Below are 23,119 nucleotides of genomic sequence, written 5' to 3'. Positions count from 1 at the left end.
TAAATCAATCCTCGATATCGTTAAGCCGCCGCCCGGCCAGCGCGGCCTTGACGGTGGAATCCAGCCGGCGCGCGGCAAAAGCGTCGGTAATCTGGCTTAGTCGCTTGATCTGTCGCTCGATAGCGAGCTCATCCTGACTATTTAGCAGTTCGCGCAACTCCTGCATCTGAGTCTCAATGGCTACACGCTCTTCGTCGCTTAGAAGACGCTCACCATCCGCCGCGAGCGCGGCCTCAACTGCTTCCAGCAGACGCCGCGCGTCAACCAACTGCTCTCGGAGGGCCCGAGCGGCCTTGTCTTCGCCAGCCTTGTGGAACGAATCCTCAAGCATCCGCGCGATCTCGCCGTCCGTAAGCCCGTAGGAAGGCTTGACCTGGATGCTCGACTCGACGCCCGACGCCTGCTCTTTCGCCGAAACGCTGAGCAGCCCGTCAGCATCGACCTGAAAGGTCACGCGAATCTTCGCCGCGCCTGCGACCATTGGCGGAATGCCGCGCAGCTCGAAACGCGCCAGGGAACGGCAGTCGGCGATCAGTTCGCGCTCACCTTGGAGCACGTGAATCATCATGGCCGACTGGCCGTCCTTGTAGGTGGTGAAATCTTGAGCACGAGCGACCGGGATAGTGGTATTGCGGGGGATGATCTTCTCCATTAGCCCGCCCATCGTTTCCAGCCCCAATGACAGCGGTATCACGTCCAGCAGCAGAAGCTCATCACCGTCTCGATTGTTGCCCGCTAGCGTCTCAGCCTGAATTGCGGCACCTATGGCAACGACCTGGTCAGGGTCGATATCGGTCAGAGGATCCTTCCCGAACATTTCACCGACTCTCTCGCGCACCCTCGGGACGCGAGTCGAACCACCCACCATGACAACCGCATGAACGTATTCGAGCTCAACCGCCGAATCCCGCATGGCGCGGCGGCAAGACTTGAGACTGAGCGAGATCATAGGATCGATCAGCTCATTGAGTATTTCGCGCGTAAGAACACCTTGCCAACTGCCATAACGAAGCTCAACCGAATCTTCGGAACTGAGCTGCTCCTTGGCATCGCAGGCGATTTTGAGCACCTCACGTTGAGCGCCGGGATCAAGATCTTGATACGCGCCAGCTTGAGCCAGAATCCAGCCCGCAACGGCGTGATCGAAATCATCGCCTCCAAGCGCGGTATCCCCACCCGTGGCCAGGACTTCGAACACACCCTTGGTAAGCCGGAGGATCGAGATATCGAACGTGCCACCGCCCAAATCATAGATCGCCACTACGCCCTCGGCCTCACGATCAAGCCCGTAGGCGACAGCGGCGGCAGTGGGCTCATTGAGCAAACGCAGGACATTCAGATTGGCTAATCGAGCAGCGTCCTTGGTCGCCTGCCGCTGCGCCTCATCGAAATAAGCAGGCACCGTTATCACTGCGCCAACAAGCTCTCCTCCCAGCACGGCCTCGGCCCGCTCTCGCAAGGCGCGCAGGATTTCTGCGGACACCTCTACCGGGCTCTTGGCGCCTTGTACTGTTTCAATGAAGGGCATCTGGGACTGCCCTTCAGTGAAGCGATAGGGCAGCTGGCCGCCCAACTGCTTCACATCTGCAATACCGCGCCCCATCAGGCGCTTGACCGACAGGATGGTATTCAAAGGATCGCTGGAAGCAGAAGCCTTTGCGGGGCTTCCCACGTCTACGTGATTGGCGTGATAGCGAACTGCGGAAGGCAGTATGACTTCGCCATCAGCATCGGCGAGTGGAGCCGTAACGCCGCTGCGCAACGCTGCGACGAGCGAATTAGTGGTGCCCAGATCGATACCAACCGCCAGACGACGCTGGTGAGGTTGCGGGCTTTGTCCGGGTTCAGCTATCTGAAGTAAGGCCATATCTATCTGATATAGGGCGCAGCGCCTGACGCTACGCGGTGGTTAATCGTCGAGGCGCTCTTCGAGCTGGCGCACTTCCTGGGACAGCTTGTCGAGAAATTGCATTCTGCGCACGAGCCGCTCGGCGTCCTCACGCCGCGAATCTTCCCGCCATATGCGCGCAAAAGAATCGTTGAGATCCTGCTGCGCGGTCTTGAGACGAGTCTTGAAGGAGGCGACGCCGGCCAGATCCGCTTGGTCCTGCAATTCTTCTAGCTCTTCCCGCCACTGCATTTGCTGCATGAGGAACGCAGGATCCTGAACAGTGGCCTCCAGCGGCATCTCCCGCCCATCGAGAGTCAACAGATAACGAGCTCGACGCGAAGGAATCTTCAAGACCTGATAGGCCTCGTTTAAATTCGCAGACCGTTCGATAGCATGACGCTGCTCCGTCTCGCCAGCGTCTGCAAATCGATCAGGGTGAACCTTACGTGCCAGCTCTCGATAGCGAGACGACAGCATCTCCAGGTCGATATCGAAAGCCGGTTGCAGTTCGAATAGCGCGTAGTGACAGGGATTTCCCACAGCGTCCTCAGATATTGAAGCTCTCGCCGCAGCCACATTCGCCGCGCACGTTGGGGTTATTGAACTTGAAGCCCTCGTTCAAACCTTCACGGACGAAATCGAGCTCCGTGCCGTCGAGATAAACAAGGCTTTTGGGATCAATGATTACCTTCACGCCATGGCTGTCGAAGACAGAATCTTCGGCGGCCGCTTCGTCAACGAACTCAAGCACGTATGCAAGACCGGAGCAGCCAGTCGTACGAACGCCTAACCGCACGCCAAGCCCTTTACCGCGCCCGTCAAGAGAACGGCGTACATGATCGGCCGCGGCCGTTGTCATGCTGATAGCCATTGATACCTCCTTAGGCCTGGGGCAACCCTTTCTTCTCGCGATAGTCACGAACTGCCGCCTTGATCGCATCCTCGGCGAGCACGGAGCAGTGAATCTTCACCGGAGGCAACGCCAGCTCTTCGGCCAGCTGGGTATTTTTGATGGTTTCCGCCTCTTCCAGCGTCTTGCCTTTCATCCACTCGGTTGCAAGGGAACTAGAGGCAATGGCCGAACCGCAGCCATAGGTCTTGAACTTGGCGTCTTCGATGACGCCCTGCTCGTTGACCTTGATCTGCAGGCGCATCACGTCACCGCAAGCGGGAGCGCCGACCATACCGGTGCCGATGGAGGGATCCTCAGCGTCGAACTTACCGACGTTGCGGGGATTTTCGTAATGGTCAATGACCTTGTCACTGTATGCCATGGTGCAATCCTCTTTGTGTCAGGCTATGCGGAACTCGACGATCAGTGGGCAGCCCACTCGACCTGTGAAATGTCGACGCCATCCTTGAACATGTCCCACAAGGGTGAAAGCTCACGCAATTTAGTAACCGCCTCGCTGACCTTCTGCGCGGCGTAATCAACTTCTTCTTCGGTAGTGAAACGCCCGAAGGTGAAACGAATCGAGCTATGGGCAAGTTCGTCGTTGCGACCTAGCGCGCGAAGCACATAGGAGGGCTCGAGGGAAGCCGAGGTGCAAGCCGAACCCGACGATACCGCCAGATCCTTGAGCGCCATGATCAGCGACTCCCCCTCTACATAATTGAAGCTCAGGTTCAGATTGTGCGGCACCCGCGCAGTCATGCTGCCGTTGACATACAGCTCTTCCAAATGCTCGACCTGCTTGTAAAAGCGGTCACGCAGCTTGGTGATACGCTCGTTTTCGGCAGCCATCTCTTCTTTCGCAATCCGGAACGCTTCGCCCATGCCCACGGACTGGTGCGCAGCCAATGTACCCGAGCGCATACCACGCTCGTGCCCGCCACCGTGCATCTGCGCTTCGAGGCGTACACGCGGCTTGCGACGTACGTACAGCGCGCCGACACCTTTAGGTCCATAGGTTTTATGAGCGGAAAACGACATCAAGTCGACCTTCATGTTTTCAAGGTCAATCTCCACCTTGCCGGTGGACTGCGCAGCATCAACATGCAAGAGCACGCCGCGCGAACGGGTCAGTTCGCCGATCGCAGCTATGTCGTTAACCGTTCCGATTTCATTGTTCACGTGCATGATGGACACGAGCACTGTGTCGTCACGCAGGGCAGCCTCGACCATCACCGGCGTGATCACACCATCTTCACCAGGCTCGAGATAGGTAACCTCAAAACCTTCACGCTCCAGCTGACGAGTCGTATCCAGGACAGCTTTGTGTTCGATTTTGCTGGTGACGATATGTTTGCCTTTGGAGGCATAGAAGTGCGCGACACCCTTGATCGCCAGGTTGTCGGACTCGGTCGCGCCGGAGGTCCAGACAATCTCACGCGGGTCGGCATTGACCAGCTCAGCGACTTGCCGACGAGCATTCTCTACTGCTTCTTCGGCTTTCCAGCCAAATGCATGAGAACGAGACGCAGGGTTCCCGAAGTTACCTTCGGCAGTCAGACAATCAACCATCTTCGCAGCAACGCGAGGATCGACCGGTGTGGTAGCGGAGTAATCCAAGTAAATCGGCAACTTCATCAGGTGTCTCCTATCAGGCTGTCGTCCTGCTCACTCGACGGCGGACGCTTCGATCTTATCCAGTTTGGAAGTGTGGCCATTGGCGCGGCGCATATCCTGTCGCAAAGCCACTTCTTGAACCTCGCGGCGCTTCACCAGATCTTCAAGACTGATGCCGCTCAAGAATTCGTGGATCTGCTGACTTAAGTCGCACCACAAATGATGGGTCAGACAGGTATCCCCCGAATGACAATCACCCAGGCCTTGGCAACGTGTCGCATCGACAGACTCATTTACGGCATCGATGACTTGCACCACCTGGATGCCAGCCATCTCGCGAGAAAGCTGATAACCGCCACCCGGTCCACGAACGCTGGTTACCAAGCTGCCACGGCGCAACTTGGCGAATAACTGTTCTAGATAGGAAAGGGAGATGCCCTGCCGCTCGGAAATATCCGCGAGCGACACCGGCCCATGCTGAGCATGCAGCGCAAGGTCTAACATTGCGGTAACGGCGTAACGGCCTTTGGTAGTCAATCGCATCGGTTCGCACCAAGCATCATGGTTTGGCGCAAGTATGCAATACCCGACCATTTAGATCAACTATAAGTCCTATTAAAACACTCGGACATTATTAGCGCGACGAGCCCGACAGAGGGCTAGATGCCTAGAAGGGCGCACATCATAGCAGTACGCCCCGACCTATCGCACCTCCGGCCCACTGATGTCCCCAGCGTCTTTGACTTCTGCGAAATCCTCTTCTCGCAATTCCGGCATGCGCTTGGCGCAGTAGTCACTCCCTAGCGCGGTCAATGCCTGACAAACCCCCTCCATGCGCTCCTCCACCGCCTGGACGTGGTCGAGCAGCTGACCGATAGCTCGCGCGATCGGGTCAGGCATGTCTTCAGTTACTCCGTACGCATCGAAACCGATCTTCTCCGCAATTGCCTTGCGCTTTGCCTCTTGCTCATCGTCTGGCTTCACGATCACCCGCCCCGGAATACCCACGACAGTAGCGCCAGCCGGCACTGCACGAGTCACAACCGCATTTGAACCAACCTTAGCGCCTGCCCCTACCGTGAATGGACCGAGGATTTTCGCCCCAGCACCAACGATCACCCCATCTTCAAGGGTGGGGTGGCGCTTGCCCTTGTTCCAACTCGTCCCCCCCAGCGTTACGCCATGATAAAGCGTCACGTCATCGCCGATCTGAGCCGTCTCGCCGATGACGATTCCCATACCGTGGTCGATAAAGAACCGGCGACCGATCTGCGCACCGGGATGAATTTCAATCCCCGTCAGCCACCTGGCCAGGTTCGAATTCATGCGGGCCAACCACTTGCAATCGTTAATCCACAGCCAGTGTGAGACCCGGTGAAACCAGACAGCGTGAAGCCCGGGATAGCAGGTTATGACCTCGAACGAATTACGCGCTGCAGGATCACGGTGGAATACGCTTTGAATATCTTCGCGCATGCGCTCGAACATCAATCGGATCTCCGCTTATGGGGCTCGCCGCGTGCGGCTTTCTGGGTCTCGGTAAGAATTCCACGAAGGATATTCATCTCCAACCTGCTGATGCCGCTTCGACCGTAAAGCCTGCGCAGTCGCGGCATCAGATGCCGAGGCTTCTGCGGATCGAGAAAGCCGATATCTACAAGTGTTTGTTCAAGATGACCGTAATAATGCTCTAGCTCGTCCGCCGTAACCGGCTGAGCATCGAGCATCGACGTGGTCTCAAGCTTTTCGTGCTTGCTAGGCTGGTTGTTAGCAGCCAGCCAGGACATGCGCACTTCATAGGCAAGCACCTGCACCGCGGCAGCCAGGTTCAACGAACTGAACTCAGGATCCGATGGAATGTGCACATGGTATTGGCAGCGCTGCAGCTCCTCATTGGTGAGACCGGCATATTCACGCCCGAAGACGAGAGCAACCTCCCCACCCTGCCGGACCTGCTCGACGCAAACCGAACCGGTCTCACGGGGATCTAGAAGCGGCCAGGGAATGCGCCGATCCCGCGCACTCGTACCGAACACCAGGCTGCAACCCACCAGAGCCTCTTCGAGCGTGCCGACAACTTGTGCAGAATCGAGCACATCGGTCGCACCCGAAGCTCGGGCGATAGCATTCGAGCTTGGGAAATCCTGCGGATCCACCAACACCAGGCGCGACAGCCCCATGTTTTTCATGGCACGAGCTGCGCCACCGATGTTACCGCCATGACTGGTATTGACCAGCACCACACGAATGTTCTGAAGCGACACTGTTGTTCTCGACCGGAAAGCGAACCGAAAGCTTACAGGAACGGCAAGAGGCTTCGCCATTGCACTCCACCCCCTTCAATCGCGTAACAACCGTCAACGCTTTCTGATAGAATTTCCGGCTTTCTTTAAACGACCAGGTATTTGATCGATGCAGCCCATGCTGAATATCGCGCTGCGCGCCGCCCGTAGCGCTGGCGAAATGATTGTTCGCTCCACCGAGCGCCTGGACGTGATCTCGGTTAGCGAAAAAGACGCGCGCGATTACGTCTCGGAAATCGACCGCACTGCGGAGCAGCTTATTGTCGCAGCGCTACGCAAGGCGTATCCGAACCACGGCATTCTGGGCGAAGAAGGCGGCATGCTCGAAGGCACCGGCGAGGGCAAAGATTACCTCTGGGTAATCGACCCACTGGATGGCACTACAAATTTCCTGCGCGGTGTGCCGCATTACGCCGTGAGCATCGCGTGCAAATACCGCGGTCGTCTTGAGCACGCCGTGGTCATCGACCCGGTTCGCCAAGAGGAATTTACCGCGAGCCGCGGTCGTGGCGCCGCACTCAACGGCCGCCGCCTGCGCGTCAGCACTCGCAAAAGCCTGGAAGGCGCGCTGCTCGGTACGGGCTTCCCGTTCCGCGACGGCCAGATGGACAATATGGATAGCTATCTCAACATGTTCCGCAGCCTGGTCGGTCAAACCGCCGGCCTGCGTCGCGCCGGCGCCGCCAGCCTCGACCTCGCCTATGTCGCCGCTGGCCGCTATGACGCCTTCTGGGAGTTTGGCTTATCAGAGTGGGACATGGCCGCAGGCGCACTGTTGATACAGGAAGCGGGTGGCTTGGTCAGCGACTTCGCTGGCAGTCATGATTTCCTCGAAAAAGGACAGATCGTTGCCGGTAACACCAAATGCTTCAAGGCGGTCCTGACTGCTATTCAGCCGCACCTCACGCCCTCGCTGAAACGCTAGACCCGCCCTTATAAAAAAACGCCCGATTGGGCGTTTTTTTTGCTTTCAGACTCAGCTCACTGCTGCGTCAGCACCAGCTGACCGTCGCGAACCGGGATCTTGGCACCAGGATCACGATCCATCCTGACCTTGCGGACCTCACCGCCGATGTCGTATTTCACGTCGTAGCCCACGACCTTATCTTGAGTATCGGTGACCGTATTGCAACGGGTTTCAGTAGTGGTGTAGGTGTCGTTTGACTGCATGCGACCCTGGACCTGATTACCGGCGTAACCACCGCCAACCGCTCCCGCTACGGTGGCAATCTTCTTGCCATTACCTCCACCAACCTGGTTGCCCAGCAAACCACCAACCACGGCTCCCACCGCTGTACCTGCGATTCGGTTAGTGTCCTGAACTGGCCGCTGACGCGTAACGCTTACCTCCCGGCAAACCTCGCGTGGCGTCTTGATGGTTTCCTTGACCGGCTCAACTGCTAGCACATCGGCAAATTGCGGCTCACGGTCTACCAGCGTGTATGTGGCGAAAGCACCACCAGCAGTAACAACTACGGCACCAAGAACGCTACCAACCAGCATCGACTTGTTCACTGACTCTTCCTTCTTCTGACGGGCAAGGCCCTCGGCGGCGCGTTAGGCAATCGCGCCCATCAAAAGTTCAGAAGAAATATCAGGGACGCTCGTCCACCTCTTCAACGACCGGAGGAATAAGATCATCGCGAGTTAGATTCAGCCAAACCAACAGCATTCCGGCGACATAGACCGAAGAGTAGGTGCCGGCGCCCACGCCGATCAGCAAGGCCAAGGAGAAGCCCCACAGATTCTCTCCGCCGAAGAACATAAGCGAGCCGACAGCTAGCAATGTGGATACTGAGGTAGCGAGGGTGCGCAACAGCGTTTGCGTGGTGGAGATATTGATGTTTTCCAGTAGCTCCGCCTTGCGCAGCATCCGGAAGTTTTCCCGTATCCGATCAAAGATGACGATGGTGTCATTCAGCGAGTAGCCGATCACCGCGAGCACTGCCGCCAGCACCGTCAGGTCGAACGAAATCTGAAAGAAGGAGAACACCCCAAGCACCAGAATCACGTCGTGAAACAGCGACAAGACGGCGCCAAACCCGAACTTCCATTGAAAGCGAAAAGCCACGTACACAAGGATTCCACCCAATGCCAGCAACATGCCGAGGCCGCCCTGATCACGCAACTCTTCGCCAACCGCAGGCCCCACGAACTCGACACGCTTGACCGTTATCGCGCCAGCTGCATCGCTGCCACGGAGCGCCTCGGCTATATGCTCACCCAGAAGCGGATCATCGCCTGGCATCCGGACGAGAACGTCGGTAGTGGCACCAAAGCTTTGCACCACGGCGTTCCCAAATCCGGCACCTGACAACTGAGACCGCACCTGATCCAGCGCAACTGGCTTCTCGTAGGACAGTTCGACCAAGGTGCCGCCAGTGAAGTCCAGGCCGAAATTCAATCCTTTGACGGCCAGGCTCGCAAGCGAAGCGACCGTAAGCAGTACTGTCAAAGCAAACGCCAGATGGCGAACGCCCATGAAATTAATTACACGTTTCATCGCGCTAGCCCCTTAAATCCACAACTTCTTGAGATCGCGGCCACCGTAGATCAGGTTGACCATGGCGCGGGTCACGATGATAGCGGTGAACATCGAGGTCAGGATTCCGAGTGATAATGTCACGGCAAATCCCTTGATCGGCCCCGTGCCCATCGCGAATAGAATGCCGCCGACTAGCAAGGTGGTCAGGTTGCCGTCGACGATTGCCGAGAATGCACGATCGAAGCCCTCATGAATGGCCCGCTGAACCGCCATACCATTGGCGATCTCCTCACGAATCCGAGAGAAGATCAGCACGTTCGCATCCACGGCCATACCCATCGTAAGAACAATGCCGGCAATTCCAGGCAGTGTCAGCGTAGCGCCCAGCAGCGACATCAAAGCAGTCAGTGCGACCATGTTGAACAACAGCGCGACTGTCGCCAGCACTCCGAAGAATTTGTAGATCAGCACCATGAACACGGCGACGAAGAGAAAGCCCCACATCGCTGCCTGAACACCCAGCTTGATGTTTTCTGCACCAAGGCTTGGGCCAATGGTGCGTTCTTCCGCGAAATACATCGGAGCTGCAAGGCCGCCCGCGCGCAGCAAGAGCGCCAGCTCGGACGATTCACCCTGACCATCCAGACCGGTAATACGGAACTGGCCACCAAGGGCCGATTGGATAGTTGCCAGGCTGATTATTTTCTTTTCTTCCTGAAACGTTTCGACGCGCACTTCCTGCTCGACACCGTCCACCATCTGCTTGACGTAACGGGTGGTGGGTCGCTGCTCGATGAAGATCACCGCCATGCTGCGGCCTACGCTATTGCGGGTGGCGCGGTTCATCAGGTCGCCGCCATGACCATCCAGGCGAATGTTCACTTGCGGCCGGCCATTCTCATCGTAGCTGGCCTGAGCATCGGTAACCTGGTCGCCAGTGATGATGAGGTTGCGCTCAAGTTGCGCTGGCGGTCGCCCTTCTTCGCGGAACTCGAACGACTCGGTGGAGGCCCGCGTAGCGTCAGCCTCGGCAGCAAGACGGAACTCAAGGTTGGCAGTCTTGCCGAGAATGCGCTTGGCTTCTGCGGTGTCCTGAACACCAGGCAACTCAACCACGATGCGATTGGCGCCCTGACGCTGAACCAGCGGTTCGGATACGCCCAGCTCGTTGACACGATTGCGCACGGTGGTCAGGTTCTGCTTGATCGAATACTCACGAATTTCTGCGAGCTTGGTCTCTGTGATAGCCAGACGCAGCACCTGTTGGCCATTGCGCTCACTTGAGGTCAATTCGAAGTCAGTAAAGTTCTTGCGTATCAGGGCCTGCGCGGTAGAGAGCGTGCCCTCATCGGAGAAGCCAAGCTGTACGGCGTCTTCAGCCTTGGGCAGACTGCGGTAGCGGATCCGCTCCTTGCGCAGCAGGCTCTTTACTTCACCCTCGTACACATTGAGGCGGGTATCGATGGCCTTTTCCATGTCGACTTCAAGCAGAAAATGCACGCCGCCAGAAAGATCCAAGCCCAACTTCATGGGGCTGGCACCGAGATTACGCAACCACTCGGGCGTGGTAGGCGCAAGGTTCAGCGCAACCACGTAGGCATCACCCAAGGCACGCCGAACCACGTCCTTCGCAGGAAGCTGGTCGTCCTGATCACTCAGTCGCAACAAGCCACCCCGTCCCTGTTCATCAAGACTGGCGGCTTTGACTTGAATGCCTGCGTCGGTCAGCGCCTTACTGGCGCGGTCTAGTTCAGCCTCGGTAACACTGAGGGAGGTTGCAGCACCGGTGATCTGTACAGCTGGATCGTCCGGATAAAGATTTGGCGCTGAATAGACCAAGGCAATGCCGAGCACTACCACTATCAGCAAGTATTTCCAGAGAGGGAATCTATTGAGCATGACGCAGCCCGTCTAATGACGCGGGGCGCCTTGCGCGCCCCGTCGTTGGTATTGAGTAGAAGTCAGCTCAGATGGCTTTCAGCGTGCCCTTGGGCAACGTTGCGGCAATCGCCACCTTCTGGAACTTCAGCTCTACCGAGTCAGAAACTTCAATCACGACGAAGTCGTCGGTTACCTTGGTGACCTTGCCCGCGATACCGCCGGAGGTGACCACTTCGTCACCCTTCTGCAGGCCGCCGATAAGGTTCTTGTGCTCTTTGGCACGTTTGGCCTGCGGACGCCATATCATCAGATAGAAGATGACCAGAAAGCCGACTAGGAACAGCCACTCGAAGCCACTGCCAGCGGGACCAGCGGCAGCCTCTTGAGCGTAGGCGGCGGGAATCAGAAAGCTCATGTAGCACTCCTGTTGCAGAGATCAGTTGGTTAAGAATTCGTCACGCAAGCGGCGGGGTTGGCAAGCCGCGCTTGGCATAGAAGGCATCGACAAAGGCGGCCAATGTACCCTGTTGGATAGCATCGCGTAAACCAGCCATCAGGCGCTGGTAATGCCGCAAGTTATGGATTGTATTCAACATGCTTCCGAGCATTTCGCCGCACTTGTCCAAATGATGCAGATATCCTCTGGAGAAGTGTTTGCAGGTGTAACAATCACATCCGGCATCGAGTGGTGAGTCATCATGACGGTGAACAGCATTGCGGATCTTGACTACACCGGAATCGGTAAACAGATGGCCGTTTCGAGCGTTGCGTGTCGGCATGACGCAATCGAACATGTCCACCCCACGGCGAACACCTTCGACGAGATCTTCTGGTTTACCGACGCCCATCAGATACCGTGGCTTGTCTGCCGGCATTTGCGGGGGAAGGAAATCCAGCACACGGATCATTTCCTCCTTAGGCTCTCCGACCGAAAGCCCACCGATCGCAAGCCCATCGAAACCGATCTCGCACAAACCGTCCAGCGAGCGCATCCGCAAGGACTCGTGCATGCCGCCCTGAACAATTCCAAAGAGGGCCGCAGAGCTATCTGCGTGCGCATCTTTGGATCGCTTCGCCCAGCGCAACGATAGCTCCATGGAGCGCCGTGCAACCTCTTCGTCCGCTGGATAGGGTGTGCATTCATCGAAGATCATCACAATGTCGGAACCTAGATCCCGCTGAACCTGCATCGACTCTTCAGGCCCCATGAAGACCTTTGCACCATCAACCGGAGAGGCGAAGTAAACACCCTCCTCCTTGATCTTTCGCATCGCACCCAGGCTGAACACCTGGAAACCACCCGAGTCGGTAAGAATCGGGCCCTGCCACTGCATGAAATCATGCAGGTCTCCGTGCGTCTTGATCACCTCGGTACCGGGCCGCAGCCAGAGGTGGAAGGTATTGCCAAGGATGATTTGCGCGCCGATTTCCTCAATATCTCGCGGCAACATGCCCTTGACGGTACCGTAAGTGCCTACCGGCATGAACGCAGGCGTTTCAACGGTTCCACGCGGAAAAGTAAGCCTGCCGCGGCGCGCCCTCCCCTCGGTGGCCAGCAACTCGAAGGACATACGACAGGTGCGACTCATTGAGAATCCTCGGGACCACGCGGGGCCGGATTGCGGGTGATGAACATGGCATCGCCGTAACTGAAGAAGCGATAACCTTCAATGATCGCTTCGGCATAGGCTGCCATGGTTTCTTGATAGCCAGCAAAGGCCGAGACGAGCATCAAAAGGGTGGATTCGGGCAGGTGGAAGTTGGTGACCAATGCGTCGACAACATGGAAGGGCTTGCCTGGGTACAGAAAGATATCGGTGTCGCCACTGAAAGGCTTGAGCACCCCATCGCGCGCTGCGCTCTCCAGCGACCGCACGCTGGTCGTACCAACCGCAACCACTCTGCCGCCGCGCGCCCGGCATGCCGTGACCGCCTCGACGACGTCCTCGCCCACCTCAAGCCACTCGCGGTGCATGTGATGCTCTTCGATGCGCTCCACGCGCACTGGCTGAAAGGTTCCAGCCCCCACATGCAGCGTGACGAAAGCGCTCTGCACCCCTTTTTCCTTCAGCGCCGCCAGCAGATCGGTATCGAAATGCAAGCCCGCTGTTGGTGCCGCAACGGCACCCGCGCGCTGCGCATAAACGGTCTGATAACGCTCGCGGTCGGCGCTGTCGTCCGGGCGATCTATATAAGGAGGCAATGGCATATGCCCGACGCGATCCAGCAACGCCAGCACGTCTTCACCGAAGTCCAGCTCGAACAGGGCATCATGTCGCGCCAACATCGTAGCTCGACCACCCCCATCGAGATTGATGCTGGTTCCCGGCTTCGGTGACTTGCTGGAGCGGATGTGCGCCAACACCCGTCGACCATCAAGCACACGCTCGACAAGCACCTCGACCTTCCCGCCCGTTTCCTTCTGACCAAACAGACGCGCAGGAATAACCCGCGTGTTGTTGAACACCATCAGATCACCGGGGCGCAGGTAGTCGAGCAGATCGGCAAATCGTCGATGCTCCAGCCCCCCGGACGCGCCATCCAGCACCAGCAGGCGGCTGGCGCGGCGTTCGGCCAGCGGATGCCGAGCGATTTGGGAATCGGGAAGCTGAAAGGAGAAATCGGAGACTTGCATAGCAGAGGACATCAGCGCGGAGCTCAGGGGGCGCAAAGCTTAGCGGAAACCCTGCAACATGACCACGCTAGACGATTGACCGACTCGCATCGCATCCCTATACTGCGCCGCCACTGTGCCTCGATGGCGGAATCGGTAGACGCAGCGGATTCAAAATCCGCCGTTGGTAACAACGTGAGAGTTCGAGTCTCTCTCGAGGCACCACTAATCAGTGACCAAGGGCTATCGGTAGCCATTGGTGATGGGGAACCGCACAGAAGCAGCGGCGTCACCCCAGCAGGAATCGGTGCACCGCATCGATCATACGCGATAGCAGTCCCCGGCCGGACATAGATACTGGCCATCGACAGCGAGATCAAAGCACCTCAACAGCACTCAAAACGCGCCGGACTGGTGCAGCTTGCGGTGGGAAACTCCATGTCCGCGAGGGCTTGGCAGCGCCCGGCGAGTTATCGTAGAGTGTGCCCACTGTGTTTGCATGGGTCGCCGTTGAATCGTGACCTGGTGCAGTAGATCTCAAGATCCGCTACATCCCGTTCGACTCTTTACTCCTTGCAACCAGTCTCCGCCTCCCGCCAATGCAGGGGCGCTTCTACTATTGAGTTTCAAGGATACAAAGCTATGTCGAATCGTCAGAACGGTACCGTCAAGTGGTTTAACGACGAAAAAGGTTTTGGTTTCATCACTCCCGAGAGCGGTCCGGATCTGTTCGTGCACTTCCGCGCGATCGAAGGCAATGGCTTCAAAAGCCTGAAAGAAGGCCAGAAGGTCAGCTTCGTCGCCGTGCAAGGTCAAAAGGGCATGCAGGCTGACCAGGTTCAAATCCAGGAATAAGCCCAGCGCCTAAAAGCCCCTGATGGATACATCAGGGGCTTTTTTATGGGCGCGATTCCGTAGAATGCCCGACTGCCTTTCCCAGCGAGACGCCACCATGCGCAACCATCTGCTCAGCCCCCAGGGCCAGTTCCCTGCGGCCGCCCTGATCCGTCGAATCGCCGCCATTTTCTACGATGCGTTCTTATCGATTGCATTAATGATGGTCGTCACACTGTTCTACCAGCAGGTGATCTTGCGCCTCTTTTATGGCAGCGAAGGACTGAAAGCTGTATCAGAGTCGGGCGGCCTGGACATAGATCCCATCCTGTCGACACTGCTGCTGTTCGCAGTGTTCGCGTTCTTCGCCAAATTCTGGACGCACAATGGCCAGACGCTCGGGATGCAGGTGTGGGGTGTACGCATTCAGAATGCCGACGGCACTGCCATCGACCTCTGGCAGGCGCTGCTGAGGTTCCTGATCGCGATAATGTCCTGGCTCGCCCTGGGGCTGGGTTACTGGTGGATGCTCTGGGACAAACAGCATCGGACCTGGCAGGACATCTATTCGGAAAGCCAGGTCGTTCAGCTACCCAAGAACATCCATAAGAAATGATGAAGGGAGGTACGCCCCTCCTCTAATCACGCTGCGCCAACGACGCAGCGCTATCCGGCTCGACGTAGCAGGTAGATACCGGCCAGCGCGCAGAGTCCCGCCGGCACCGCCACGGCCAGCAAGGGCGAGAAGCCGAACACCTGGCTGGCCGGACCCAGAAGATCCTGCAGAATTCGAAACACGAAGCCTACGATCACGCCGGTGAAAATCCGCTGTCCAAGCGTCACGGAGCGCAGCGGTCCAAAGATGAACGAGATTGCCAGCAAGACCAGCGCCACGGTCACGGCCGGCTGCAACACCTTGGTCCAGAACGCCAGCCAATAGCGCCCGTTATTAAGACCTTGCTCACCGAGGTAGTGTATGTAACGCCATAGCCCTGTGATGGACAGAGCGTCTGGCTCCATGACGACCGTACCCACTAGTTGAGGCGTAAGCTGCACATCCCAACGCTCTTCGGCCACGCTCAAGACCTCGGTATGGTCGCCACGAAAATGGGTCGTAGCGACATCGCTGAGCACCCATATATCACTCTCATAACGAGCCCGCCGAGCAAAGCTCGCCGAGAGAAGTTGGCGCTGATCATCGAACCGATAGCGTGTGACACCGAGCAGCACGCCGCTGGGCTGAACAGCATTGATATGCACGAATTCGTCACCCTGGCGATGCCAAAGTCCACGCTTGCTGCTCTGCGCTTCGCCAGCACCCTGCGCCGAGGAGCGACTAGCCTGCGCAATGTTTTCACTCCAAGGCGCCACGTACTCGTCGATCAGCACGCCGACCAACATCAACAGAAGCATCGGCTTCATGACTGCCAAAACGATTCGACCAAGCGACACGCCGGCGGCACGCATGATGGTCAGTTCGCTGCTGCTGGCAAGCGTGCCAAGGCCAATAAGACAGCCAATCAATGCGGCCATCGGTAGCATTTCGTAGACACGCGAGGGGGTCGTGAGAAGAACATAGACAGCGGCATTCAGCGTGCTGTAGCTACCTTTTACATCGCCCAATTCGTCGATGAACGCGAACAGGAGCGCCAGCCCGACGATAATGCCGAGCACGGTAAGAATTGCCAGCAGGACATGACTACCGATGTACCGATCGAGCTTACGCATGGGCACCCCCCAACACTGCGCGACGCTTGTCGATCGCAAGCCTCAGTGGCTCCCAGTAGAGCATCAGCATTCCTATCGCAAAAAAGATCCCATGCACCCACCAGAGCCCAAGGGTCGGAGGGATTCTCCCTTTGTCCAGCGAGCCGCGCGCAGCAATAAGCAACGCAAGGTAAGCCATGTATAGAAGGATGGCGGGCAGCAACTTGAGAAAGCGGCCCTGGCGCGGATTTACCTTAGCCAGCGGCACCGCCAGCAGCGTGACGATGAATACCAGCAGCGGCAGGGACAGTCGCCATTGAAGCTCGGACTGCATCCGGATGTCGTCATTTCCAATCAGCTCGCTGGTCGGCATCGCCTCGCGCGCACTGAGCTCTATGCTGACCTCGGGCTTGGGCAGAAGCACGCCGTAGGTGTCGTACTGAATAGCCCGATAGTTAGCTTGCCCCGGATTACCGTCGTAGCGATAACCGTTTTCCAGAATCAGGTAGCGGCTACCGTCAGGCTGGACTTCCTGCCGCCCGGACTCTGCAACCAGAACCGAAAGCCCGCGAGCTCCTCCGGTCGCGCTGGACAGATTGGTTTCCGAAATGAACACACCGGCCAGCTCGGTTCTATCGGATGTAAGCTCTCGGGTGTAGGTGACGCGGGTCCCGTTGCGCAAGGTCTGGAAACGGCCCGGGACCAAGGTATCGAATTCGGTCAGCGAGTCCTGCTCATTGAGAATCCGATCGACCTCGGCAACACCCTGTGGTGCCAATCCAAGGCTGAGCCAGCCTACGATGCCGGCAATTAGCGCGGCGGGCGCCAGGCTATAGACAAGCAGGCGACGCTGACTCATGCCGGTAGCAGAAAGAACCGTCATCTCGCTATCGAGATAGAGCCGACCGTAGGCCAGCAGGATGCCGAGAAACAAACCCAGCGGCAGGATCAACTGAAGAAACCCCGGCAGCCGAAACCCCATGATCATCAGGAGCACGCCCGGATCGAGCATGCCCTGCGCCGCCTGCGCCAGATATTTGATGAAACGGCCACTCATGATGATCACCAGCAGCACGGCACTAACTGCGCTCAGCGTGACCAAAAGCTCGCGGGACAGGTAACGAAAGACGATCAAACCGGACACTCCAGGGTTGTCAGGCTCCGGCGGCTACGCTCAAACTAGCCGCCAAACAGCCGGTCCGCCGCAACAGGGCATTGGAGATCAAACGATACCTCCCCAACGCCCCGGTAGACGAACCACCGGAAAATAAGCCCGGCATTATCCTGCAAACCCGACTCTTTGTCTTGGGGACTCGACGCCATGGAATTTGTTGTAAAAAACACTAAAGCCGCTGTAGCTAAAACGGCCACGCTCGTTCTGGCCGTGAGCGAAAACCAGCAACTCGATGCCGTTGCGCAAAGTGTGGATCAAGCCAGCGGTGGAGCTATCAGCGCAGTTCTCAAGCGTGGCGACTTGCAAGGGAAGCCTGGCCAGACACTGCTGCTGCACAATCTGCAAGGGTTGAAAGCCGACCGCATCTTGCTGGTTGGCACAGGTAAGGATGAAGAGCGCGACGCGCGGCAGTTCCGCAAGATCGCCAGTGCGGCGCTAGGCGTATTGAAAAGCCTGGGCGGGAGCGATGCGACCTTCGCCCTACAGGATGTTCAGGTAAAGGAGCGCGACGCTTACGCGCGCACTCGTATGCTCGTCGAGGTATTGGGCGACGGTCAGTATGTTTTCGATCAGTTCAAGAGCAAGAAGAACGAGGCGCCAAAGCTCGGCAAGATCACGATTCTGACCGACAAGGCCGAACAGGCACAGATCGAGGAGGCCGCGCGCCATGCGGCAGCAATCACTGCGGGCATGAGCTTTGCTCGTGATCTGGGGAATTTGCCTCCGAACGTCTGCCACCCGAACTACATCGCCGATCAGGCTAAGCAACTCGGCAAAACCTTCAAGGGCTTGAAAGTCGAAGTCCTTGACGAAAAGAAACTGCGCGAGCTGGGCGCGGGCTCGTTCCTCGCCGTATCTCAGGGCAGCGATCAACCCGGCTGTATTGTCGTCATGCAATACAACGGCGGCAAAAAAGGCGAGCAACCCTATGCACTGGTGGGCAAGGGCATCACCTTCGATACCGGCGGCATCAGCCTTAAGCCCGGCCAGGGCATGGACGAGATGAAGTACGACATGTGTGGCGCCGCGAGCGTGCTCGGCACCTTCCGCGCAGCACTCGAGTTGCAGCTGCCGATCAATCTGGTCGGCCTCCTCGCCTGTGCGGAAAACATGCCCAGCGGCAATGCCACTCGCCCAGGAGATATCGTCACCACCATGAGCGGACAGACGGTCGAAATCCTGAATACCGACGCCGAAGGCCGTCTGGTGCTCTGCGACACCCTGACCTACGCCGAACGGTTCAAGCCGCGCGCCGTCATCGACGTAGCCACCCTTACCGGTGCCTGCATCGTTGCGCTGGGCAGCAATACCTCGGGCCTGCTGGGTAATAACGACGAACTGATACAGCAGGTCCTTGGAGCGGGCCAGAAGGCTGGCGACCGCGCTTGGCAGCTGCCGTTGTTCGACGAATATCAGGAGCAGCTCGACAGCCCCTTCGCCGACATCGCCAATATCGGCGGCCCCAAGGCAGGCACCATCACGGCAGCCTGTTTTCTTTCGCGATTCACCAAGGCATATCCGTGGGCGCATCTGGACGTTGCCGGGACTGCCTGGGTCAGCGGCGGTAAGGAAAAAGGCGCCACAGGTCGTCCGGTCCCACTATTGACCCAATACTTGCTGGACAGAGCCGCGCAGGCATGACGACAGCGATCGGAAAACAGGCATGACGCGTATCGAGTTCTACGTACTGCCTGACAGCGAGCCGGCAGGTCGCGCTAGAGCGGCCTGCCAGCTGGCAAGCAAGGGCTGGCAGCACGGCATGACTGTTTTCATTCGCTGCGAAGATGACCAACAGTGTCGCGAACTCGACGAGCTGCTCTGGAGCTTCCGGGCTGAGCGCTTCGTGCCGCACGAATTGCATGAGGACGATCCGCAAGCGCCGGTAGTAATCGGCACGGACCAACCGCCGGCCTCAGCGCAGGGCTTGCTGATCAACCTGTCTCGAACGCTGTCGCCACACACTGACCAGTTCAGCCGGGTCATCGAGATCGTCAACCAGCAGCCGGAGCTACTAACCGTCTGCCGGGACAATTTTCGCGTCTATCGCCAGCGCGGCTATGATCCAAAGAGAGTCGAACTCTAGCCAGCATCAGCGGATCGCCGTTGGTGACGCCTGAGCGACCCGCCAAGCAGAGCTATCGGACACCTGTCCACTTCTGGAGCAACACGACCTGCCTGGATGCTTCAATTTCCGGAACCCACCGCACATGACGCAAACACCTCCCCATAAAGCTCATCTGCTCGACGATCTCGAGTCCATCCGGGCGTTGCTCGGCGATCAGGATCCACCCCTGCTCGATGACGCCCTGGACCCTGACAGCATCCCCATGCTTTCCGACGTCGTCGGGCGAGCCCCGATAGCGCCTGCCCAAATTCAGGCCGAACCTCGAGAGCCGGCCGTGCGAACTGCGTTTCGCACGCTGGCCGAGCGTCATCTCGACCATGAATTGCGCACCGCGGCGCAGCTTATTCTGCAGGACGTGATCGATGACTTCGTGCCACAGATCGAAGCGGAATTGCGCAATCGCCTGGAGGCGCGCGCCGAGCAAGTGATCAGGTCCAAGCGGCCCTGATCTCTGCCTGAATAGCCGGGCGAATTGGCTCAAGGAGCACCTCGCCCCGCGAATGAACAGGCCTGGCCGGATAAAAGCGGCATGCGAGCCTGCTGCCAGCGCACTTTGCCTTTATACTTGCCGGCTTTTCCGATCAGCCGTTCTAAGGGTCCCGCCGCATGGACAAGACCTACCAGCCGCACGCCATCGAAACCTCCTGGTATCAGACTTGGGAATCGAATCACTATTTCGCCCCCCAAGGTTCAGGCGAGTCCTACACCATCATGATCCCGCCGCCGAACGTGACCGGCAGCCTGCACATGGGTCATGGCTTCAACAACGCGATCATGGATGCGCTGATTCGTTTCCGACGGATGCAGGGCCGCAACACCCTGTGGCAGCCCGGCACCGATCACGCAGGCATCGCCACGCAGATGGTGGTCGAGCGTCAACTGGGCGCGCAGGGTGTCAGCCGTCACGATCTCGGGCGCGAGAAGTTTCTGGACAAGGTCTGGGAATGGAAAGAGGAGTCCGGTGGCAATATCACCCGGCAGATCCGCCGTCTTGGCTCGTCGGTGGACTGGTCCCGCGAGCGCTTCACCATGGATGCCGGCCTCTCCAATGCGGTGAAGGAAGCCTTTGTCCGCCTGCACGAGGATGGCCTGATCTACCGCGGCAAGCGCCTGGTCAACTGGGACACCAAGCTGCACACCGCGATCTCAGACCTTGAAGTCGAGAACCATGACGAGAAAGGCCATCTCTGGCACATGCGTTATCCACTGGCCGACGGCTGCAAGACTGCTGACGGCCTGGACTATCTGGTCGTTGCCACGACCCGTCCGGAGACCATGCTTGGTGACGCCGCGGTTGCGGTGCATCCCGAGGATGAGCGCTACAAGAATCTGATCGGCCGTCACATCATGTTGCCGCTGGTGAACCGTCTGATCCCGATCGTCGCTGACGATTACGTCGATCTGGAGTTCGGAACCGGCTGTGTGAAGATCACGCCCGCGCACGATTTCAACGACTACGAAGTGGGCAAGCGCCATCGCCTGCCGCTGATCAACATCTTCGACCGCAATGCTGCTGTACTGGCCAAGGCCCAGGTGTTCAACATCGACGGCACGCCGAACGATAAGGTCGACGCCAGCCTGCCAGACGGCTACGCACACATGGACCGCTTCGATGCGCGCAAGGCCATCGTTGCCGAGTTCGAAGCCATGAGCCTGCTCGAAAAGATCGACGATCATGCACTGAAAGTCCCCCGAGGCGACCGGTCTGGCACCATCATCGAACCGTGGCTGACGGACCAGTGGTACGTTTCCACCAAGCCGCTGGCCGAGAAAGCCATTGCCGCTGTTGAAAGTGGCGACATCCAGTTCGTGCCCAAGCAGTACGAAAACATGTACTTCAGCTGGATGCGAGACATCCAGGACTGGTGCATCAGCCGCCAGCTCTGGTGGGGCCACCGTATTCCGGCCTGGTATGACGAGGCCGGCAATGTCTACGTCGGCCGTGACGAAGCTGAGGTTCGCAGCAAATATAACCTCTGCAACAACGTCGAACTGCGCCAGGACGAGGACGTGCTGGACACCTGGTTCAGCTCCGGCCTGTGGACGTTCTCCACTCTCGGCTGGCCCGAGCAGACCGAGTTTCTCAAGACCTTCCACCCCACCGATGTACTCGTTACCGGTTTCGACATCATCTTCTTCTGGGTCGCTCGGATGATCATGCTGTCTACGCACCTGACCGGGCAGATTCCGTTCAAGACGGTGTATGTGCACGGTCTGGTCCGCGACGGCCAGGGTCAGAAGATGTCCAAGTCAAAGGGCAACGTGCTCGACCCGCTGGACATCGTCGACGGCATTACCCTCGACGACCTGCTGACCAAGCGCACCAGCGGCATGATGCAGCCCAAGCTCGCCGATAAGATTGCCAAGCAGACGCGCGCAGAATTCCCCGAGGGCATCGCCAGCTATGGCACCGACGCCCTGCGCTTCACCTTCTGCTCGCTGGCATCAACCGGCCGCGACGTGAAGTTCGACATGGGCCGCGTCGAGGGCTATCGCAATTTCTGCAACAAGATCTGGAATGCCGCCAACTTCGTTTTCGAGAATACCGAAGGCAAAGACACTGGCATCGATGGCGCTCCGGTTGAGTTGTCGGCGGTCGATCGCTGGATCATCTCGGCGCTTCAGCGCACCGAGGCGGAAGTGACTCGCCAGCTGGAAGCCTTCCGCTTCGACCTCGCGGCTCAAGCGCTCTACGAGTTCATCTGGGACGAGTACTGCGCCTGGTACCTGGAGCTGGTCAAGCCGGTGCTCTGGGACGAAAGCGCCAGCCTGGAGCGCCAGCGCGGCACCCGCCGCACCCTGGTGCGCGTGCTGGAAACCGCGCTACGCCTGGCTCACCCCTTCATGCCCTTCATCACGGAAGAAATCTGGCAGCGTGTTGCGCCCCTGGCGGGCAAGTCGGGGCCGACGCTGATGCTGCAACCCTGGCCCGAATTCAACCCGGAACGTCTCGACGAGGCAGCCGAGAACGATATCGAGTGGGTCAAGGCCTTCATGCTCGGCATCCGGCAGATCCGCGGCGAGATGAACATCTCCATGGCCAAGCGCATCGACGTGGTTCTGAGCAACGCCAGCGACTCCGATCAACGTCGGCTCTTGGATAACGAGCCGCTCCTGAAGAAGCTTGCCAAGCTGGAAAGCGTTCGTGTTCTTGCTGCCAGCGAAGAGGCCCCGCTCTCTGCCACGGCACTGGTAGGCGACATGCAGGTGCTGGTGCCGATGGCGGGCCTGATCGACAAGGATGCTGAGCTCGCTCGTCTGGACAAGGAAATCGCCAGACTCGATGGGGAGGTCAAGCGTGTCGGCGGCAAGCTTGGCAACGCAGGCTTCGTCGACAAGGCACCTGCCGAGGTGATCGACAAGGAGCGCGCCAAACTGGCCGAGGCCGAACACGCCAAGGCCCAGCTGCTGGAGCAACGCGACCGCATCGCCACTCTGTAACAAGCCGAAGGCCAGCACTTGATGTGCTGGCCTTTTTGCTTAGGCAACCGCACTTGATTGATGACAAGTAAAAACCGGTGCGGCCGATACACTATGTCGCACATCGCACTATCGAATCACAACTGACAGGCCAGAACCGACGCGCAAATGCGCTA

General features: G+C 58.3%; 23 protein-coding genes and 1 tRNA gene. 8 read left to right on the top strand and 16 right to left on the bottom strand.

Going from position 1 to position 23,119, the window contains the following annotated elements; all coding sequences use genetic code 11:
- Positions 1-4: 4 nt before the first annotated feature.
- From hscA to trmJ, 8 genes are all read right to left on the bottom strand, one after another.
- Entirely contained in the window at positions 5-1,867 is a 1,863-nt protein-coding gene (gene hscA / locus NA619_RS14750) for a Fe-S protein assembly chaperone HscA (RefSeq protein WP_255962594.1), read from the bottom strand.
- 42 nt (positions 1,868-1,909) lie between these two features.
- Positions 1,910-2,431, bottom strand: a complete 522-nt coding sequence (gene hscB, locus NA619_RS14745; RefSeq protein WP_255962593.1) for a co-chaperone HscB — start codon at positions 2,429-2,431, stop codon at positions 1,910-1,912.
- 7 nt (positions 2,432-2,438) lie between these two features.
- Positions 2,439-2,762 carry an iron-sulfur cluster assembly protein IscA gene (gene iscA, locus NA619_RS14740; protein ID WP_222909110.1) on the bottom strand — a complete coding sequence of 108 codons (324 nt, stop codon included), beginning with the start codon at positions 2,760-2,762 and terminating at the stop codon, positions 2,439-2,441.
- Positions 2,763-2,772: 10 nt separating this feature from the next.
- Positions 2,773-3,165, bottom strand: coding sequence for a Fe-S cluster assembly scaffold IscU (gene iscU / locus NA619_RS14735; protein WP_045425243.1), 393 nt, complete (start codon positions 3,163-3,165; stop codon positions 2,773-2,775).
- 41 nt (positions 3,166-3,206) lie between these two features.
- Positions 3,207-4,421 carry an IscS subfamily cysteine desulfurase gene (locus NA619_RS14730; protein ID WP_255962592.1) on the bottom strand — a complete coding sequence of 405 codons (1,215 nt, stop codon included), beginning with the start codon at positions 4,419-4,421 and terminating at the stop codon, positions 3,207-3,209.
- 30 nt (positions 4,422-4,451) lie between these two features.
- On the bottom strand, positions 4,452-4,943 hold the full coding sequence (iscR, locus tag NA619_RS14725) for a Fe-S cluster assembly transcriptional regulator IscR (RefSeq protein ID WP_255962591.1): 492 nt from the start codon (positions 4,941-4,943) through the stop codon (positions 4,452-4,454).
- A gap of 159 nt (positions 4,944-5,102) precedes the next feature.
- The gene (gene cysE / locus NA619_RS14720) at positions 5,103-5,888 is read right to left on the bottom strand and encodes a serine O-acetyltransferase (RefSeq protein WP_255962590.1); all 786 of its coding nucleotides are present in this window, start codon (positions 5,886-5,888) and stop codon (positions 5,103-5,105) included.
- Entirely contained in the window at positions 5,888-6,724 is an 837-nt protein-coding gene (gene trmJ, locus NA619_RS14715) for a tRNA (cytosine(32)/uridine(32)-2'-O)-methyltransferase TrmJ (protein ID WP_255962589.1), read from the bottom strand. The genes cysE and trmJ overlap by 1 nt, the downstream gene beginning before the upstream one ends.
- Before the next feature lie 88 nt (positions 6,725-6,812).
- Between trmJ and suhB the strand changes: the two genes are divergently transcribed.
- Positions 6,813-7,628 (top strand): inositol-phosphate phosphatase, encoded by an 816-nt coding sequence (gene suhB, locus NA619_RS14710; RefSeq protein WP_255962588.1) that lies wholly within the window; start codon positions 6,813-6,815, stop codon positions 7,626-7,628.
- Positions 7,629-7,684: 56 nt separating this feature from the next.
- On the opposite strand, the gene NA619_RS14705 is transcribed toward suhB, so the two are convergent.
- The 6 genes from NA619_RS14705 to queA form a co-directional block, all read right to left on the bottom strand.
- A complete protein-coding gene (locus NA619_RS14705; RefSeq protein WP_255962586.1) occupies positions 7,685-8,218 on the bottom strand; it encodes a glycine zipper 2TM domain-containing protein in 534 nt (177 codons plus the stop codon).
- A gap of 79 nt (positions 8,219-8,297) precedes the next feature.
- Positions 8,298-9,206, bottom strand: a complete 909-nt coding sequence (secF, locus tag NA619_RS14700) for a protein translocase subunit SecF (RefSeq protein WP_255962585.1) — start codon at positions 9,204-9,206, stop codon at positions 8,298-8,300.
- A gap of 12 nt (positions 9,207-9,218) precedes the next feature.
- Positions 9,219-11,087: a protein translocase subunit SecD gene (gene secD, locus NA619_RS14695; RefSeq protein ID WP_255962584.1), complete on the bottom strand. Its 1,869-nt coding sequence runs from the start codon at positions 11,085-11,087 to the stop codon at positions 9,219-9,221.
- Positions 11,088-11,154: 67 nt separating this feature from the next.
- A complete protein-coding gene (gene yajC, locus NA619_RS14690; protein WP_222909120.1) occupies positions 11,155-11,484 on the bottom strand; it encodes a preprotein translocase subunit YajC in 330 nt (109 codons plus the stop codon).
- A 40-nt stretch (positions 11,485-11,524) separates the two neighbouring features.
- Entirely contained in the window at positions 11,525-12,640 is a 1,116-nt protein-coding gene (gene tgt, locus NA619_RS14685; protein ID WP_255962629.1) for a tRNA guanosine(34) transglycosylase Tgt, read from the bottom strand.
- A gap of 14 nt (positions 12,641-12,654) precedes the next feature.
- Positions 12,655-13,704 carry a tRNA preQ1(34) S-adenosylmethionine ribosyltransferase-isomerase QueA gene (queA, locus tag NA619_RS14680; protein WP_255962583.1) on the bottom strand — a complete coding sequence of 350 codons (1,050 nt, stop codon included), beginning with the start codon at positions 13,702-13,704 and terminating at the stop codon, positions 12,655-12,657.
- Positions 13,705-13,821: 117 nt separating this feature from the next.
- Here queA and NA619_RS14675 point away from each other — a divergent pair.
- The 3 genes from NA619_RS14675 (at position 13,822) to NA619_RS14665 (ending at position 15,133) form a co-directional block, all read left to right on the top strand.
- Positions 13,822-13,908: transfer RNA gene (locus tag NA619_RS14675), tRNA-Leu, on the top strand.
- Between the two features lie 417 nt (positions 13,909-14,325).
- A complete protein-coding gene (locus tag NA619_RS14670; protein ID WP_003284681.1) occupies positions 14,326-14,538 on the top strand; it encodes a cold-shock protein in 213 nt (70 codons plus the stop codon).
- A gap of 97 nt (positions 14,539-14,635) precedes the next feature.
- Positions 14,636-15,133, top strand: coding sequence for an RDD family protein (locus NA619_RS14665; RefSeq protein ID WP_255962582.1), 498 nt, complete (start codon positions 14,636-14,638; stop codon positions 15,131-15,133).
- A 50-nt stretch (positions 15,134-15,183) separates the two neighbouring features.
- Here the strand turns inward: NA619_RS14665 and lptG are convergent, their stop codons facing one another.
- Positions 15,184-16,245, bottom strand: a complete 1,062-nt coding sequence (lptG, locus tag NA619_RS14660) for an LPS export ABC transporter permease LptG (protein WP_255962581.1) — start codon at positions 16,243-16,245, stop codon at positions 15,184-15,186.
- On the bottom strand, positions 16,238-17,359 hold the full coding sequence (gene lptF, locus NA619_RS14655; protein ID WP_255962580.1) for an LPS export ABC transporter permease LptF: 1,122 nt from the start codon (positions 17,357-17,359) through the stop codon (positions 16,238-16,240). The genes lptG and lptF overlap by 8 nt, the downstream gene beginning before the upstream one ends.
- Positions 17,360-17,545: 186 nt before the next feature.
- Between lptF and NA619_RS14650 the strand changes: the two genes are divergently transcribed.
- The 4 genes from NA619_RS14650 (at position 17,546) to NA619_RS14635 (ending at position 22,964) form a co-directional block, all read left to right on the top strand.
- A complete protein-coding gene (locus tag NA619_RS14650; protein ID WP_255962579.1) occupies positions 17,546-19,039 on the top strand; it encodes a leucyl aminopeptidase in 1,494 nt (497 codons plus the stop codon).
- Positions 19,040-19,061: 22 nt separating this feature from the next.
- On the top strand, positions 19,062-19,481 hold the full coding sequence (locus NA619_RS14645) for a DNA polymerase III subunit chi (RefSeq protein ID WP_255962578.1): 420 nt from the start codon (positions 19,062-19,064) through the stop codon (positions 19,479-19,481).
- 124 nt (positions 19,482-19,605) lie between these two features.
- Positions 19,606-19,971 carry a DNA polymerase III subunit chi gene (locus NA619_RS14640; protein WP_255962577.1) on the top strand — a complete coding sequence of 122 codons (366 nt, stop codon included), beginning with the start codon at positions 19,606-19,608 and terminating at the stop codon, positions 19,969-19,971.
- A 158-nt stretch (positions 19,972-20,129) separates the two neighbouring features.
- On the top strand, positions 20,130-22,964 hold the full coding sequence (locus NA619_RS14635; protein ID WP_255962576.1) for a valine--tRNA ligase: 2,835 nt from the start codon (positions 20,130-20,132) through the stop codon (positions 22,962-22,964).
- Positions 22,965-23,119 lie beyond the last annotated feature (155 nt).

It is taken from the genome of Stutzerimonas stutzeri, from assembly GCF_024448895.1.
In the GTDB taxonomy this organism is placed as follows: Bacteria; Pseudomonadota; Gammaproteobacteria; order Pseudomonadales; family Pseudomonadaceae; genus Stutzerimonas; species Stutzerimonas stutzeri_Q.
This window is presented reverse-complemented; position numbering and strand designations above follow the sequence as displayed.

Coding starts and splice junctions, on each gene's coding strand:
- iscU (WP_045425243.1), bottom strand. CDS start 3,165: ATGGCATACAGTGACAAGGTCATTGACCATTACGAAAATCCCCGCAAC.
- iscR (WP_255962591.1), bottom strand. CDS start 4,943: ATGCGATTGACTACCAAAGGCCGTTACGCCGTTACCGCAATGTTAGAC.
- lptG (WP_255962581.1), bottom strand. CDS start 16,245: ATGCGTAAGCTCGATCGGTACATCGGTAGTCATGTCCTGCTGGCAATT.
- NA619_RS14645 (WP_255962578.1), top strand. CDS start 19,062: ATGACGCGTATCGAGTTCTACGTACTGCCTGACAGCGAGCCGGCAGGT.
- NA619_RS14670 (WP_003284681.1), top strand. CDS start 14,326: ATGTCGAATCGTCAGAACGGTACCGTCAAGTGGTTTAACGACGAAAAA.
- tgt (WP_255962629.1), bottom strand. CDS start 12,640: ATGTCCTTCGAGTTGCTGGCCACCGAGGGGAGGGCGCGCCGCGGCAGG.
- NA619_RS14650 (WP_255962579.1), top strand. CDS start 17,546: ATGGAATTTGTTGTAAAAAACACTAAAGCCGCTGTAGCTAAAACGGCC.
- secF (WP_255962585.1), bottom strand. CDS start 9,206: ATGAAACGTGTAATTAATTTCATGGGCGTTCGCCATCTGGCGTTTGCT.
- suhB (WP_255962588.1), top strand. CDS start 6,813: ATGCAGCCCATGCTGAATATCGCGCTGCGCGCCGCCCGTAGCGCTGGC.
- NA619_RS14730 (WP_255962592.1), bottom strand. CDS start 4,421: ATGAAGTTGCCGATTTACTTGGATTACTCCGCTACCACACCGGTCGAT.
- NA619_RS14640 (WP_255962577.1), top strand. CDS start 19,606: ATGACGCAAACACCTCCCCATAAAGCTCATCTGCTCGACGATCTCGAG.
- iscA (WP_222909110.1), bottom strand. CDS start 2,762: ATGGCTATCAGCATGACAACGGCCGCGGCCGATCATGTACGCCGTTCT.
- queA (WP_255962583.1), bottom strand. CDS start 13,704: ATGCAAGTCTCCGATTTCTCCTTTCAGCTTCCCGATTCCCAAATCGCT.
- yajC (WP_222909120.1), bottom strand. CDS start 11,484: ATGAGCTTTCTGATTCCCGCCGCCTACGCTCAAGAGGCTGCCGCTGGT.
- NA619_RS14665 (WP_255962582.1), top strand. CDS start 14,636: ATGCGCAACCATCTGCTCAGCCCCCAGGGCCAGTTCCCTGCGGCCGCC.
- secD (WP_255962584.1), bottom strand. CDS start 11,087: ATGCTCAATAGATTCCCTCTCTGGAAATACTTGCTGATAGTGGTAGTG.
- cysE (WP_255962590.1), bottom strand. CDS start 5,888: ATGTTCGAGCGCATGCGCGAAGATATTCAAAGCGTATTCCACCGTGAT.
- hscA (WP_255962594.1), bottom strand. CDS start 1,867: ATGGCCTTACTTCAGATAGCTGAACCCGGACAAAGCCCGCAACCTCAC.
- trmJ (WP_255962589.1), bottom strand. CDS start 6,724: ATGGCGAAGCCTCTTGCCGTTCCTGTAAGCTTTCGGTTCGCTTTCCGG.
- NA619_RS14635 (WP_255962576.1), top strand. CDS start 20,130: ATGGACAAGACCTACCAGCCGCACGCCATCGAAACCTCCTGGTATCAG.